The sequence below is a fragment of the Burkholderia perseverans genome (assembly GCF_022870505.1).
GTDB classification, from domain to species: domain Bacteria; phylum Pseudomonadota; class Gammaproteobacteria; order Burkholderiales; family Burkholderiaceae; genus Burkholderia; species Burkholderia plantarii.
This window is the reverse complement of sequence record NZ_CP045093.1, coordinates 163703-176957: the sequence shown is the minus strand read 5'-3', so window position 1 is coordinate 176957 and position 13255 is coordinate 163703. Positions and strand designations below refer to the sequence as shown.

The 13255-nt window shown below is 70.9% G+C and carries 11 protein-coding genes; 6 read left to right on the top strand and 5 right to left on the bottom strand.

The features are described from left to right. The first annotated feature begins 592 nt into the window (after positions 1 to 592). Positions 593 to 1228, top strand: coding sequence for a glutathione S-transferase family protein (locus BpN12_RS00805; protein WP_246793400.1), 636 nt, complete (start codon positions 593 to 595; stop codon positions 1226 to 1228). 148 nt (positions 1229 to 1376) lie between these two features. On the opposite strand, the gene BpN12_RS00800 is transcribed toward BpN12_RS00805, so the two are convergent. Next, complete coding sequence (locus BpN12_RS00800) at positions 1377 to 2576, bottom strand: aldose epimerase family protein (RefSeq protein ID WP_246793399.1); 1200 nt, start codon at positions 2574 to 2576, stop codon at positions 1377 to 1379. Between the two features lie 454 nt (positions 2577 to 3030). On the opposite strand from BpN12_RS00800, the gene BpN12_RS00795 reads away from it, so the two are divergent. Next, positions 3031 to 3840 carry an isocitrate lyase/PEP mutase family protein gene (locus tag BpN12_RS00795; RefSeq protein WP_246793398.1) on the top strand — a complete coding sequence of 270 codons (810 nt, stop codon included), beginning with the start codon at positions 3031 to 3033 and terminating at the stop codon, positions 3838 to 3840. A gap of 24 nt (positions 3841 to 3864) precedes the next feature. On the opposite strand, the gene BpN12_RS00790 is transcribed toward BpN12_RS00795, so the two are convergent. Then, positions 3865 to 4638 carry an IclR family transcriptional regulator domain-containing protein gene (locus BpN12_RS00790; RefSeq protein WP_246793397.1) on the bottom strand — a complete coding sequence of 258 codons (774 nt, stop codon included), beginning with the start codon at positions 4636 to 4638 and terminating at the stop codon, positions 3865 to 3867. Positions 4639 to 4790: 152 nt separating this feature from the next. Here BpN12_RS00790 and BpN12_RS00785 point away from each other — a divergent pair, with 152 nt between their 5' ends. Further along, positions 4791 to 5600 (top strand): shikimate dehydrogenase family protein, encoded by an 810-nt coding sequence (locus BpN12_RS00785; protein WP_246793396.1) that lies wholly within the window; start codon positions 4791 to 4793, stop codon positions 5598 to 5600. Between the two features lie 131 nt (positions 5601 to 5731). Beyond that, a complete protein-coding gene (locus tag BpN12_RS00780; RefSeq protein WP_246793395.1) occupies positions 5732 to 7138 on the top strand; it encodes an MFS transporter in 1407 nt (468 codons plus the stop codon). A gap of 61 nt (positions 7139 to 7199) precedes the next feature. On the opposite strand, the gene BpN12_RS00775 is transcribed toward BpN12_RS00780, so the two are convergent. Continuing rightward, positions 7200 to 8195, bottom strand: a complete 996-nt coding sequence (locus BpN12_RS00775; RefSeq protein ID WP_246794735.1) for an SDR family NAD(P)-dependent oxidoreductase — start codon at positions 8193 to 8195, stop codon at positions 7200 to 7202. Between the two features lie 146 nt (positions 8196 to 8341). Here BpN12_RS00775 and BpN12_RS00770 point away from each other — a divergent pair, with 146 nt between their 5' ends. Continuing rightward, positions 8342 to 9310: an AraC family transcriptional regulator gene (locus BpN12_RS00770; RefSeq protein ID WP_246793394.1), complete on the top strand. Its 969-nt coding sequence runs from the start codon at positions 8342 to 8344 to the stop codon at positions 9308 to 9310. A gap of 292 nt (positions 9311 to 9602) precedes the next feature. Here BpN12_RS00770 and BpN12_RS00765 read toward each other — a convergent pair whose 3' ends face one another. Beyond that, entirely contained in the window at positions 9603 to 10436 is an 834-nt protein-coding gene (locus BpN12_RS00765) for an SDR family NAD(P)-dependent oxidoreductase (protein ID WP_246793393.1), read from the bottom strand. A gap of 429 nt (positions 10437 to 10865) precedes the next feature. Here BpN12_RS00765 and BpN12_RS00760 point away from each other — a divergent pair, with 429 nt between their 5' ends. After that, entirely contained in the window at positions 10866 to 11831 is a 966-nt protein-coding gene (locus BpN12_RS00760; RefSeq protein WP_246793392.1) for an AraC family transcriptional regulator, read from the top strand. Between the two features lie 61 nt (positions 11832 to 11892). Here BpN12_RS00760 and BpN12_RS00755 read toward each other — a convergent pair whose 3' ends face one another. Further along, positions 11893 to 13146: an MFS transporter gene (locus BpN12_RS00755; protein ID WP_246793391.1), complete on the bottom strand. Its 1254-nt coding sequence runs from the start codon at positions 13144 to 13146 to the stop codon at positions 11893 to 11895. Between the last annotated feature and the right edge of the window lie 109 nt (positions 13147 to 13255).

The window sequence follows — 13255 nt, the reverse complement described above, 5'->3', positions numbered from 1 at the left end:
CGGGGTGGTCGGACAATGCGCGGCGGCGCGCATACGCTCGCGCATTGTAGATTGGCGCCGTGCGCCCGCGTGGGCGGGACCAGGGCCGGTGAACCTGCGGCGTCGGGTTTCGGGTTGCGTGCCCCGGGTCACGCGGTTCGCGCCGTGAGCGCTGCCCGGGAATGAAAGCAGCAGCGGCAGAACGAGGGAGGCCAGGATCGACGGCCCGAAGCCGGAAGCAGCGTTGGTCGGTGAGCAGGTTCGGGAGCCGGATGGCGCGCCGTCCCGGGTGCCCGGCGCGGAGGCGCCGGCGCGCGAGGAAGCCATTCTGCTGGCCGGCGGCGCGCCGATCAACGCCGCCGCGGTGCGCACAGCGTCTCCCGTCGCGCGACAATCGCGGCCGCGCGCAAGCCGGCGTCGGCTCGTCCCGCACGCCGCCCGTCGAGCGCTTCCGCGCACTTCGCACCGTTTGTCTCCCGTCACGCTACAGACTGGCGCCGCGTGCGGCGTTTATCGCCCGAACCATAATCGCGATACTGGTTTCCGTCAGCACCAAGCCGACCCGCGAGCCACCCGGCCGCGCTCGTCAACCTCATCCAGCAAGGCGGAAACCATGAAGCTCTATATCGCGAAAGCCACCTGTTCCCTCGCCGTCCAGGCCGTTGCCAACGAACTCGGCCTGTCGCCCGATCTCGTTCACTTCGACGTGTTCGGCAAGTCGATGTCGGAAGACGGCAACTTCGCCGACGTCAACGCGCTGCTCTACGTGCCGGTGCTCGAAACCGAACACGGCGATCATCTGACCGAAACCATCGTGATCACCTCGTACCTCGCCGACCAGCATCCGGAGTCGGGCCTGATCCCGCGCCTCGGCACGATCGAGCGCGTGAGGATGGACCAGTTGCTGACCTTCATCGCCACCGAGATCGCGCAGAAGCACATTCCGCTGATGCGCAAGCTGATGACGCCCGAGGGCATCGCGTTCCACACCGGCAAGCTGCTGAGCGCCTACGGCACGCTCGACGCGCGCCTCGCCGACGGCCGCGCCTATCTGACGGGCGAGCAGTTCACGGTGGCCGATGCCTACGTGTGGGCCACCATGTGGCACGAGCGGTCGGGCGTCAACCTCGACCATCTGACGCATCTGCAGGCCTACCTCGCGCGCATCGAGTCGCGTCCGGCCGTGCGCCGCGCGCTCGAGGACGAGGCGGCCGTGGTCGCGCGCCACGAGCAGCGGCTCGCGGCATGAGGCTTGCGGTGTGAGGCGCGCGGTGTGAGGCATGCAGCGCCCGGGTGCGGGCACCGTCGGGCGCTCGCGGCATGAAGCGGGCGAAGCCGGCGCGGCGCGAGCGGCGAACCGCGCCAGCGCCGCGCCTGGCTGAATCGGTGCCGCGCGCTCAGCGCACCGAGAAGCGCAGCACGGTTTCCTCGCGCAACGTGTCGCCGGGCTTCAGCACCGTGGTCGGGAACGCCGGATGGTTCGGCGAATCGGGGAAATGCTCGGCCTCGAGCGCGAACGCGTCGGTCTGCCGGTAGGCATGGCCGCTCGCGCCCACCGCGCTGCCGTCGAGCGAATTCGCCGAGTAGAACTGCAGGCCCGGCTGCGTGGTGTCGACGCTCAGCACGCGTCCGCTGTGCGGGTCGCGCACGCTGGCCGCGAACGCCGGCACGCGCTGGCCGCCGTGGTCGAGCACCCAGTTGTGGTCGTAGCCGCGCGCATACACCATCTGCTCGAAGTTCGAGCGCAGGTACTTGCCGATCGGCGTGGGCTGGCGCAGGTCGAGCGGCGTGCCCTCCACCGGCGCCAGTTCGCCGGTGGGGATCGAGGTGCGATCGGTGGGCGTGTAGCGCGAGGCGGCGATCCGGATCTCCTGCTGCTCCACGCTGCCGCTGCCCTCGCCGGCCAGGTTGAAGTAGGTGTGGTTGGTCAGGTTGACCACCGTGTCGCGGTCGGTGGTGGCCTCGTAGCGGATGTGCAGCGCGTTGTCGTCGGTCAGCAGGTAGGTGACGCGCGCCGTCAGCGTGCCGGGAAAGCCGTTCTCGCCATCGGGGCTCACGTAGGTCAGCTCCACGCCGGCGCCGTCCTTGCCGCTCGCGGGCTTCGCGCTCCACACCTTCGAATCGAAGCTGTCGGGGCCGCCGTGCAGCGTGTTCGGCGCGTTGTTGATGGGCAGCTGATAGGTCTTGCCGTCGAGCGTGAACTTGCCGCCGGCGATGCGGTTCGCGTAGCGGCCGATCAGGGCGCCAAAGTGGATGTCGCCGTTGTAGGCCTCGTAGTCCTTCAGCGACGCGAAGCCGAGCACGATGTTGGCGAACTTGCCGTGGCGGTCGGGCACCTCGATCGCGGTAATGCAGCCGCCGTAGTTGATCAGCCTGACGGTGGTGCCGCGCGCGTTCTTCAGCGTGTATTCGGTCACCGGCTTGCCGTCCTTGGTGGTGCCGTAGGGCGCCTCGGTCATGGTTGCCGACCAGGCGGGCGCCGCGGCCAGCCAGGCCGAGGCGGCGAGCGCGCAGGCGGCCAGCTTCAGGCCGGGGAAAAGACCGCGGCGGGCGGCATGAACAGCCGGGCGGGACATCGGCAGGGAAAGCGCTCTCATCGGATACCTGTTCCTTTCTGGCGAGGCTGGGAGGGTCGCCGGCCGGTGCGGCATGGCACGCTGCCACGCCGCGCACGCGCTGCGGTCTGGCCGGACGCTGCGTTCTGCATGCGCTCATGAGCGCCTTCGATTCTAGTCATCCGGGGTTGCATCGTCATTCCGGCCGGCGCCGGCACCATCGGCCACGGCGCATGCCGTGCCGCCCGCAGAGGTCCGACCGGGATGCGCCGAAACCGGCGCGCATCGGCCGTCGGACGGCCTGCGCGCGGCGATGGCAGGCGCGCCGGAATTGCCGCAGACTGACGGACCGGCCGGCGGCCCGGCTCGCCGCGCCGTGCCGCCACGGCGCATGGCGCGGCCGGGACGCAATTCCGGTGCCCGCTGCGCCGCCCATGCTTCGCCCCACGAACCCGAACCCGGCGCCCGCGCCACGACGGACCACCAAGGACACGACATGCCCCGCACCCCCGCCGAAAAACGCGCCGCCTTCCGTCAGCTCCACGAAAGCGGCTGCTTCCTGCTGCCGAACCCGTGGGACGTCGGCAGCGCGCGCTACCTCGCCTCGCTCGGCTTCCAGGCGCTCGCCACCACCAGTTCGGGCTACGCGTGGTCCACCGGCCACGCCGACAACACGGTGTCGCGCGCAGCCGTGCTCGCGCATCTGCGCGACATCGTCGGCGCCACCGACCTGCCCGTGAACGCCGATTTCGAAAACGGCTTCGGCGCGACCCCGGACGAGGTCGGCGAAAGCGTGCGGCTGGCGGTGGAGACCGGCATCGCCGGGCTCTCGATCGAGGACGCGACGGGCGACGCGGCTACCCCGCTGTTCCCGATCGACGAAGCGGTGGCGCGCATCGCCGCCGCGCGCCAGGCGATCGACGCGACCGGCGGCGACACGCTGCTGGTGGGCCGCGCCGAGAACTTCGTGGCCAACGTCCCCGATCTCGACGACGCGATCGCGCGGCTGCGCGCCTATTCGGCGGCCGGCGCCGACTGCCTCTACGCGCCCGGGATCCGCACGCGCGGGCAGATCGAGGCGGTGGTGGCCGCGCTCGCGCCGAAGCCGGTCAACCTGCTGGTGGGCGCGCCAAGCGAATTCACGCTGGCCGAGATCGCCGGGTTCGGGGTGCGCCGCGTGAGCGTGGGCGGAGCGCTCGCGCGCGCGGCCTGGGACGGCTTCATGAACGCCACGCTGGGCCTGCTCGACGGCAGCTTCGCGCGGCTGCCGACGCTGCCGGGCAAGCAGATCGACGCGCAGTTCTGAGCGTGCGGTGCGCGCGGCCGGGCGTCAGGTGTCCATGATCGGCCGCAGCAGCGCCTGGCCTTCGTAGAGGAAGCGCAGGTAGCGCTCGCGGATCTCGGCGAGCGACAGCGACGAGACTTGCGTGGTGAGGGTCAGGCTCGCGCGCATCTGGCCGTGGCGGTCGGTGAGCGGCACGCCGAGGATCCGCATGCCCACCTCGTATTCCTGGTCCAGCTCCGCGTAGCCCTGCTCGCGGATCCGCGCCACGATCGCCTTGATCGCGGCCACGTCGGTGCAGGTGTAGGGCGTGAGCGCCTGGCGGTCGACGCGCGCCAGGTAGGCGTCCACCTCGGCGTCGGGCAGCGAGGCGAGCCACAGCCGCCCGCTGCCGGTGCAGTACATCGGCAGGCGCCAGCCCTGCCGCATCGACAGCGACGACACGTTCATCACGCGGCTGCGCACGATGTGGACCACCTCGTCGCCGTCGCGCACGGCCACCGACACATGCTCGCGCGTCTCGGCCGCGACCTTCTCGACGATCGGCCGCATCATGCGCGGCAGCCGCGCCGATTCCACGTAGGCCTGGCCGATCCGCAGGTTCTTCGCGGTCAGCCAGTAGTAGCGGCCGTCGGTCTCCGCATAGCCGTCGTGGACCAGCGTGAGCAGGAAGCGCCGCGCCGCGCTGGGCGTGAGGCCCGCCAGCCGCGCCGCCTCGGGCACGGTCAGGCGCGGCGTCTGGTCGTTGAACAGCAGGATCAGCGCGAGCCCTTTCTGCAGGCCGGCAATCAGGTCGCGGTCGTGGATGACGGGGGTTTTCATCGGATCATTGGGGAGCACGGGAATCGCAGCGGCAGTGCGATTATCGCAATGCCGATCCGCTGATCGCAACGTTTTCATTTTTTTAGCGTTGTCCGCCGCCCGGCCCGGTCGCACCATAAGGCCATGTTCACAACGACATCCGGTGCGCCTCAATGATTCGCGGTACGACCGAACTGGTGGCCATCGTCGGCTCCCCCATCGCACAGGTGAAATCACCGCAGAACTTCAACGACTGGTTCGCGCGCCAGGGCCGCGACGCCTCGATGATTCCGATCGACCTCGACGGCGACTCGCTGGAGCCGTTCGTCGACGCGCTGCGCGCCTGGCGCAACCTGCGCGGCTGCGTCGTCACGGTGCCCTACAAGCAGCGCATGGCTGCGCGGCTCGACGCGCTCAGCGAACGCGCCGAGGCGCTGGCCTGCGTGAACGTGATCCGCCGCGAGCACGACGGCCGGCTGGTGGGCGACATCGTCGACGGCGACGGCTTCCTGAACGCGGCGCGCCAGCACGGCTTCGAAGCAGCCGGCGCACGCGCGCTGGTGGTGGGCGCGGGCGGGGTGGGCAGCGCGATCGCCTGGGCGCTCTGCGAGCAGGGCGCCGCGGCGCTGACCATTACCGATCTCGACGCCGCGCGCGCGGCGCGGCTGCGCGAGCTGCTGGCGCGGCGCTACCCGGCTACCGCGATCGACCCGCATTTCGACACGCTCGCGCCGTTCGACCTGGTGGTCAACGCGAGCCCGGCCGGCATGGACGGCTACGCCGCGCTGCCGCTGCCCGTGGCGATGCTCGCGACGCTGCGCGGCGGCACGCTCGCGGCCGACGTGGTGACGGCGCCCGAGGTCACGCGCTTCCTCGAACTGGCGCGCGGCGCCGGCTGCCGGATCCAGACCGGCGCCGAGATGGCGTTCGCGCAGTTCGGCAATCTGGGCGCGTTCATGAACGTCACGCCGCTGGAAGTGTAGGCACCGCGCGAGAAGCGAGAAGCGAGAAGCGGGAAGCGCGGGAGACAGGCATCGACGCGGCGGCCGGACCGCTGCGTGGCAGTTCCCATCCACGAGGATGGCATTCCAATATTATTCAGGAGACCCGATCGATGAACGACGGACAGGCAACCCCCACCCCGAGCGCGCAGCAGACGCGGCGCGCCACCGCCAGCGGCTGGATCGGCTCGGCGCTCGAATACTACGATTTCTTCATCTACGCGCAGGCCGCGGCGATGGTGTTCCCGCAGCTGTTCTTCCCGGCCGGCAACCCGAAGCTCGCGATCGTGGCGTCGCTCGCCACCTACGGCGTGGGCTACGTGGCGCGCCCGATCGGCGGCTTCCTGCTGGGCCGGCGCGGCGACACGCACGGCCGCAAGCACCTGCTGCTGCTCTGCATGTTCCTGATGGGTGGCTCGACGTTCGCGGTGGGCCTGCTGCCCACCTATCACCAGATCGGCATCCTCGCGCCGATCCTGCTGGTGCTGCTGCGGCTGATCCAGGGCTTCGCGGTGGCCGGCGAGATCTCGGGCGCCAGCTCGATGATCCTCGAACAGGCGCCGCCCGGCCGGCGCGGCTACTACGCGAGCTTCGCGCTGCAGGGCACGCAGGCCGGCCAGATCTTCGCGGCCGCGATCTTCATGCCGCTCGCCTACTGGATGCCGACCGCGTCGCTGGTGGCCTGGGGCTGGCGCATCCCGTTCCTGCTCAGCGCGCTGGTGCTGGTGGCCGGCATCGTGATCCGCCGCAACGTGTCGGAATCGGCCGCGTTCGTGAACGAGGACGCCAACGGCGCGATCCCCGCCTCGCCCGTCACCATCGCGCTGCGCGAGAGCTGGCGCGACATGATCCGCATCGCCGTGATGGCCACCGCCGCCGTGATCGCGATGGTCGCCACCATCTTCGGCGCGGCCTACGCGGTGCAGCCTTCGTATGGCATCGGCTTCCATCCGAACACCTATCTGGCGATCCCGCTGATCGGCAACATCGTGGCCGTGATCGTGATCCCGTATGTCGGCCGGCTGTCGGACCGGATCGGGCGGCGCATCCCGGTGGTGGTCGGCTCGCTCGGCGCGGGGCTGCTGTCCTACGTCTATCTCTACGCGATCAGCGTGAAGGACGCGCCGGTGGCGATCGTCACCTCGGTGCTGATGTGGGGGGTGATCTACCAGGGCTTCAACGCCGTGTTCCCGAGCTTCATGCCGGAGCTGTTCCCCACCCGCACGCGCGTCTCGGCGATGTCGATCGGGCAGAACATCGGCATGGCGCTCACCGCGCTGCTGCCCTCGCTGTTCGCGGCGATCGCGCCGCCGGGCACGCAGCACATCCCGCTTCTGATCGGCACCGCCACGCTCGCGATCACGGCGCTGGCCGCGCTCTCGGCGTGGACCGCGCGCGAAACCTACCGCACGCCGCTGCACGAGCTGGGCGGGCCGCGCGCGGGCAGCGGCACGGCGCGACGCCGCGTGGATCGGCAGGATGCCGCGGCGGGGCCGGCGGCGGGTGCGCGGTCGCGGTGAAGTGAGGGACGCGCCGGCGGTTGGGGGTTTGCCGAGGAATTCACGCCCCCGGCACCCACCGTCACACGCGCAACATGGCCTCGCTCAGCGTCCACAGCGCCTCCGCGCGCGCCGGGTCCACCGCATACGGCGCCACGCCCGTCAGCCGCAGCGCGTCGGCCATCACGATGCCGGCCGGCGGCTCGACACGCAGCGGCGCCACATCCACGTTCTCGCAATAGAGGCCGCCCAGGCCGTCGAGCCGCGGGCTCGTCGCGCACCAGACCTGGGTGGCCGCGCCCTGCTCCACCGTCTTCAGCTGCCGCGCCGGATCGCGCACCGGCCGGCCATCAGCGTCGAGCACGCCGGCCTCGATCAGCTGCTCGCGCGTGACGTGCTTGCCGAGCCCGGTTTCCACGATCGCGCCCGGATGCAGCGAGAACGCGCGCACGCCATTCGCCCGCTCGCGGCGGTCGAGCGCCACCGCGAACAGGATGTTGGCCGTCTTCGACTGGCCGTAGGCCGTGTACGGGTGATAGTCGCGCTGCGCGAAGTTCGGATCGTCGAGCCACACGTCCGAATAGCGGTGGCCGAGCGACGACACCGACACCACACGCGCGCCGCCCGCCGCGCGCAGCAGCGGCAGCAGTCGCGAGGTCAGCTGGAAGTGGCCGAGATGGTTGGTGGCGAACTGCAGTTCATAGCCGCGCGCGTCGAGCGTGCGTTCGGGCACGGCCATGATGCCGGCGCTGTTGACGAGCATATGCAGCGCCGGCACGCGAGCCGCGAGCGAGGCGGCGAACGCGTCGATCGAGGCCGGATCGAGCAGGTCCATCGGATGCACCTGCGCGTCGATGCCGGCGAGCGCGGCCTCGGCCCGCGCCACGTCGCGCGCCGGCACGATCACGGTGGCGCCGGCCGCGCGCAGCGCGCGCGCCGTCTCGCGGCCGAGCCCCGAATAGCCGCCCGTGACGACGGCGGTGCGGCCGGCGAGGTCGATGCCGGCGAGTACCTCGGCGGCGGTGGAAGCGGCGCCGAAACCGGAGCGCAGCGGCTGCTGGACCGGCGCGGTGGGCATGGCGGACGGGGCGGATGGCGTGGACGTGGAAGGCGACAGGTTCGGCATTGGCGGGGCCTCGTATAAGCGTGGCGGGGTAAGCGGTCGAACCAGTGTAGGCGCCAGTTCCTGTACGATGAATAAGCGAAAATTCAGGATCCTGTCGCATGCGTTCAGACCTTACCGACGATCTGCTGTCCGGCGTGCTGCGCCTCGTCAGCGCCTGCCCCGTGGTGGCCGGCGGCTTCTCGGCCGGCGGCCCGTGGGCGATCCGCTTCCCGCGTCCGTCGAAGCTCAAGTTCTTCGCGATCGTGAAGGGCCGCTGCTGGCTCGCGATCGACGGCTTCGCCGCGCCGCTGCGCGTCGAGGCCGGCGACATCTTCCTGCTGCGCGGCGAGCACGCGTTCGTGCTCGCGAGCGACCCGGCCGTGCCGCCCGTCGACGCGCTCACGCTGTTTTCCGGCAGCGCCCCCACGCGCTCGGCCGTGATCGGCGACGGTGGTGACTGCGTGCAGATCGGCGGGCACGTGCGGCTCGATCCCGCCAACGACACGCTGCTGCTGGAGATGCTCCCGCCGCTGATCCACGTCGACGGCCGCAGCGAGCAGGCGGCGGTGCTGCAATGGCTGCTCGCGCGGCTGGTGCGCGAGCTGGAGGTGGCCGGGCCCGGCAGCGCGCTGGCCTCGAACCACCTGTCGCAGATGATGTTCATCGAGATCCTGCGCGTCCATCTGGCCTCGCATGCGGCGCTCGCGCCGGGCTGGCTGCGCGCGATCGGCGATGCCCGGCTCGGGCCCGCGCTGAAGCGGATGCACGACGAGCCGGAGCGCAACTGGCGGCTCGACGAACTGGCCTCGGCCGCCGCGATGTCGCGCACCGCGTTCGCCGTGCATTTCCGCGAGGTGGCCGGCGTCGCGCCGCTGGCCTGGCTCACGCAGTGGCGCATGCATCTGGCCCGGCGCGCGCTGGCCGACGAGCATGCGAACGTCGCGGTGCTGGCCGCGCGGCTCGGCTATGCGTCGGAGAGTGCGTTCAGCAGCGCGTTCAAGCGCGTGACGGGGGTGGCGCCGAGCGCCTATCGGCGCGCGAGCCGGGCGGAGGCGGATCGGGGGGAGTTGGGCGAGCCAGCGGTTTAGTGCGGAAGCGCGCGGGCCGCGATGGCGAGCCCGCCCTGGCGCCCGGCATCGGCGGTACGCGCCGGCGCCTCGATCGAGGCACGATCGTCCGACTACGCGCCCGACATCGACGCGGGTCGACAAGCTTCGCGCAACCGACCGCGCTCACGCCGGGGCACGCTAAGCGCGATACCCACCGCCCCGGCGACCATGTCCAGGCATCGGCCACAAGCCTTGCGCTTCACGACCTGCGGCTCGACCGCCTCACGCCTCACGCCTCACGCCTCACGCCTCACGCCTCACGCCTCACGCCTCACGCATCCAGATCATTGGACAACGACAGCTCGCGCCATGCCTCCGCCTCGGCGCGCAAACGCTCGGCCCGGGCCACCATCACGCCGTAGGCCTCCGAGCCGGCGCCATAACGCACGGGCGGCTCCGGCGCGCGCACCAGCGTTACCACGGCGCGGCCGAGCTTGACCGGGTCGCCGGCCTGCTGGTGATTGCCGGCGTCGAGTTCGGCGCGGTTCTCGGCGGCGAACGCGTCGTAGTCGCCGATCGCCAGATCGCCGTGGCTGACGGAACTCGCGTCGAGGAAATCGGTGCGGAACCGGCCCGGCTCGATCAGCGTCGTGCGAATGCCGAAGCGCGCCACTTCCTGCCCCAGCGATTCGGACCAGCCTTCGAGCGCGAACTTGGTCGCGCAGTAGATCGACACGCCCTCGATGCCGATCAGCCCCGCGATCGACGAGAGCGTCACGACGTGCCCCGAGCGCTGCGCGCGCATCACCGGCAGCACCGCGCGCGTCACCTCGAACGCGCCGAACACGTTGGTGGCGAACTGGCGCTCGATCGCGGCCGGCGAGATCAGCTCGAACGGTCCGAGCTGGCCGTAGCCGGCGTTGTTGACGAGCACGTCGATGCCGCCGAAGCGTTGCCGGGCAAGCTCGACGGCCGCCGCGATCGAGGCCGCGTCGGTCACGTCGAGCCGCGTGGTGGCGAGGCGTTCGCCGAAGCCGTCGAGCGCGGCCGCGATCGGCGCCGGGTTGCGCGCCGTGGCCAGCACGCGGTCGCCCGCCTCGAGCGCGGCACGCGCGATTTCCATACCGAGGCCGCGGTTCGCGCCGGTGATCAGCCAGGTTGCCATGAGGGTTCTCCTTGGGTTGGGTTCGACTGCGCAACCGCGATGGCCGCCGGGCTTTTGTGCAGGCCGCGTTGGCGCATCGCGTCGTTGCATCGACTGTAGAACGCCCGAACGCACCGGCGGTAGCCCGATCCAGCATGGTTCTTGCCTGATCCGCCGGCAAGGCGCGCGCCGTCCGCCCCGCAGGGAAACAGGCAAGACATTCGCGGGATCAGGCAAGAACGCGCCGCCCGGCGGAGCGGGGCGCGCCGTATACTTTCCCGATGAACCGGGCGCGCGTCAGGCGGCGAGTCGAGGGATAGACGAGACCGGCAAGCCAGGCATCAGGCGACAGTTCCGGTCGCGAGTCAGGCGGCAGGTCGGGCGACATTGCGCACCGCAAACCGGCGTGCGCTCGCGGCCCGCGCCGCTCAACCGGAGGCGAAACAGAGCATGGACACGCACCCCACGAAGCCGGAAGACAGCGCCTCCACGGCGGCGGCCCGCACCGGGATCGCCGCGATCGTGGCGCGCCATCTCGGCGGCCGCAACGACGGCGCCACGCCGATCGCGGGCTTCACGATCCACGGCGTCCATGCGCCCACCGAGCCCGCCTCGTTTCTCTACGAGCCGTCGTTCGCGCTGATCGCGTGCGGCGCGAAGCGCGTGATGCTGGCCGGGCAGACCTACGTCTACGATGCCACGCGCTTCCTGCTCACGGCCGTCGGGCTGCCCACCGTGGTGCAGGTGCTCGACGCGAGCCCGAGCGCGCCGTATTACTCGATCAAGCTCGACATCGACCTGGCGCTGGCCGCCGACCTGATCGCCGAGGTCGACCAGCACGGCCCGCGCACGCCGTCGGCCGCCACCGGCATGGCGCTCGGCCCGGTCACGCCAGCCATCGCGCAGGCCGCGCTGCGCCTCGTGGCGCTGCTCGACGCGCCCCAGGACATCCCGATCCTGGCCCGCTCGATCGAGCGCGAACTGCTGTACCGCATCCTGACGAGCCCGGCCGGCGCGCGGCTGCGGCAGGCGGTGCAGCTCGGCACCCAGACCAACCGCGTGGCCGCCGCGATCCGCTGGCTTCGCGAGAACTTCTCGCGGCCGTTCAGCATCGGCGAGCTGGTGCGCGCGGCGGGCATGGCGGAATCGACGCTGCACCAGCACTTCCGCGCACTGACCGCGATGAGCCCGCTGCAATACCAGAAGCACCTGCGGCTGCACGAGGCGCGCCGGCTCATGCTGAACGAGCGGATCGACGCGGCCAGCGCCGCGCATCGTGTCGGCTACGAGAGCCCGACGCAGTTCAGCCGCGAATACAGCCGCCTGTTCGGCCAGCCGCCGAAACGCGACGTGCGCGCGATACGCGAGGCCGAGGCGGGCATGGAGACGGCGGCGCGGGCGGTGCCGGCCGAGTGAGCGTGGGAACGTGGGAACGTGGAGAGAGGAGGTGGGCGTGGCGCGCCACGCGCCGCGTCGTTCACTCGCCCGCGCCCGCGTCGATCTCCGCGAGCCGCAGCCCCCTGGTCTCCTGCACGCGCAGCAGGATCAGCATCGCGACGAACGCGGCCACCACGCTGAACGCGGCGATGCCGAGCGCGATCGTCATGTCGAGCGACTTCACCGTCGACAGCACGATGTACGGCGCGAGCCCGCCGCCGACCACGCCGACGTTGTAGAGGAAGCCGACGCCGGAGGCGCGCACGTCGCGCGGCAGGTTCTCGGTGAGGATGGTCCCCCAGATGCCCGACGAGCCGACCAGGAAGAACCCGCTCAGGAACGCGAACAGCTCGGCGAGCAGGAACTGGTGGACGCTGTAGACGAGCGCCGCCACGCACAGCGAGCCGATGCCGATCATCAGGCCGATGCCGAGCCGCCGCCCGATCCGCTCGGCGATGAAGCCCGAGGCGAAGAAGCCGAGCACCTGCCCGACGGCCGAGGTCATGGTCAGCCAGGTGACGAGCCCCGGCGCGAACGACAGCGATTTCAGGTAGGTCGGAAACAGCCCCTGGAACGGCCACGAACCGAAGCAGAGCACCAGCATCAGCAGCGCCAGATAGCCGACGCGCTTCGGATGGCGGCGGAACAGCACGACCGCCGGGTTGTCGCGCAGCGGCACGCGCACGCGCGCCCGGCCATGGCGGAACGCGTCCGACTCGGGCACGCAGAACAGGATGAACAGGCCGAGCACGATCGACGGCAGCACGCCGACGAAGAACATCGCGCGCCAGCCGAACGCCGGATAGACGAGATCGTAGGCCACCGCCGCGCCGATCGCGCCGAGCCCCCAGCCGGTGTCGAGGATGCCGATGCCGATCGAGCGATACTTCTCGGGCCACGATTCGGCCACCATCGTCGCGCCGAGCGAGAAGCCCGGCGCCATGCCGAAGCCGAGCAGCAGCCGGAACACGGCCAGCACCGTGAAGTCCCACGACAGCCCGGTCAGCACCGCGCCGCCCGTGAACCAGACGAGCGTGATGACGAGCGGGATCTTGCGGCCGATCCGGTCGCTGAGGCTGCCGAACAGCAGGCCGCCCAGCCAGCGCACGCCGTAGGTGGCGAACAGCAGCAGCGAGGCCACGTCGAGCCCGACGTGGAATTCGTTCGCGATGTCGCGCAGCACGAACGTGATGGCGAGGAAATCGACCGCGTCCATCACCCACACGCCCCATGCCGCGATCAGCACGCGCCACTGGCGCCAGGTGATGTCGCGATACCAGGCTATCCTCTTCATCACCGCGTGCTCCGTGGCTTCCGTCGTTCTCATGACGCACTCCTTCGCGGGCAAGGCCCGTCCGTTGCTCCGGCGGCTTGGCGCCGGGTCTCCATGTTTGGTACGACGA

Coding starts and splice junctions, on each gene's coding strand:
- BpN12_RS00800 (WP_246793399.1), bottom strand. CDS start 2,576: ATGAGAGCGCTTTCCCTGCCGATGTCCCGCCCGGCTGTTCATGCCGCC.
- BpN12_RS00770 (WP_246793394.1), top strand. CDS start 8,342: ATGCGTTCAGACCTTACCGACGATCTGCTGTCCGGCGTGCTGCGCCTC.
- BpN12_RS00765 (WP_246793393.1), bottom strand. CDS start 10,436: ATGGCAACCTGGCTGATCACCGGCGCGAACCGCGGCCTCGGTATGGAA.
- BpN12_RS00780 (WP_246793395.1), top strand. CDS start 5,732: ATGAACGACGGACAGGCAACCCCCACCCCGAGCGCGCAGCAGACGCGG.
- BpN12_RS00755 (WP_246793391.1), bottom strand. CDS start 13,146: ATGAAGAGGATAGCCTGGTATCGCGACATCACCTGGCGCCAGTGGCGC.
- BpN12_RS00795 (WP_246793398.1), top strand. CDS start 3,031: ATGCCCCGCACCCCCGCCGAAAAACGCGCCGCCTTCCGTCAGCTCCAC.
- BpN12_RS00805 (WP_246793400.1), top strand. CDS start 593: ATGAAGCTCTATATCGCGAAAGCCACCTGTTCCCTCGCCGTCCAGGCC.
- BpN12_RS00790 (WP_246793397.1), bottom strand. CDS start 4,638: ATGAAAACCCCCGTCATCCACGACCGCGACCTGATTGCCGGCCTGCAG.
- BpN12_RS00785 (WP_246793396.1), top strand. CDS start 4,791: ATGATTCGCGGTACGACCGAACTGGTGGCCATCGTCGGCTCCCCCATC.
- BpN12_RS00775 (WP_246794735.1), bottom strand. CDS start 8,195: ATGCCCACCGCGCCGGTCCAGCAGCCGCTGCGCTCCGGTTTCGGCGCC.
- BpN12_RS00760 (WP_246793392.1), top strand. CDS start 10,866: ATGGACACGCACCCCACGAAGCCGGAAGACAGCGCCTCCACGGCGGCG.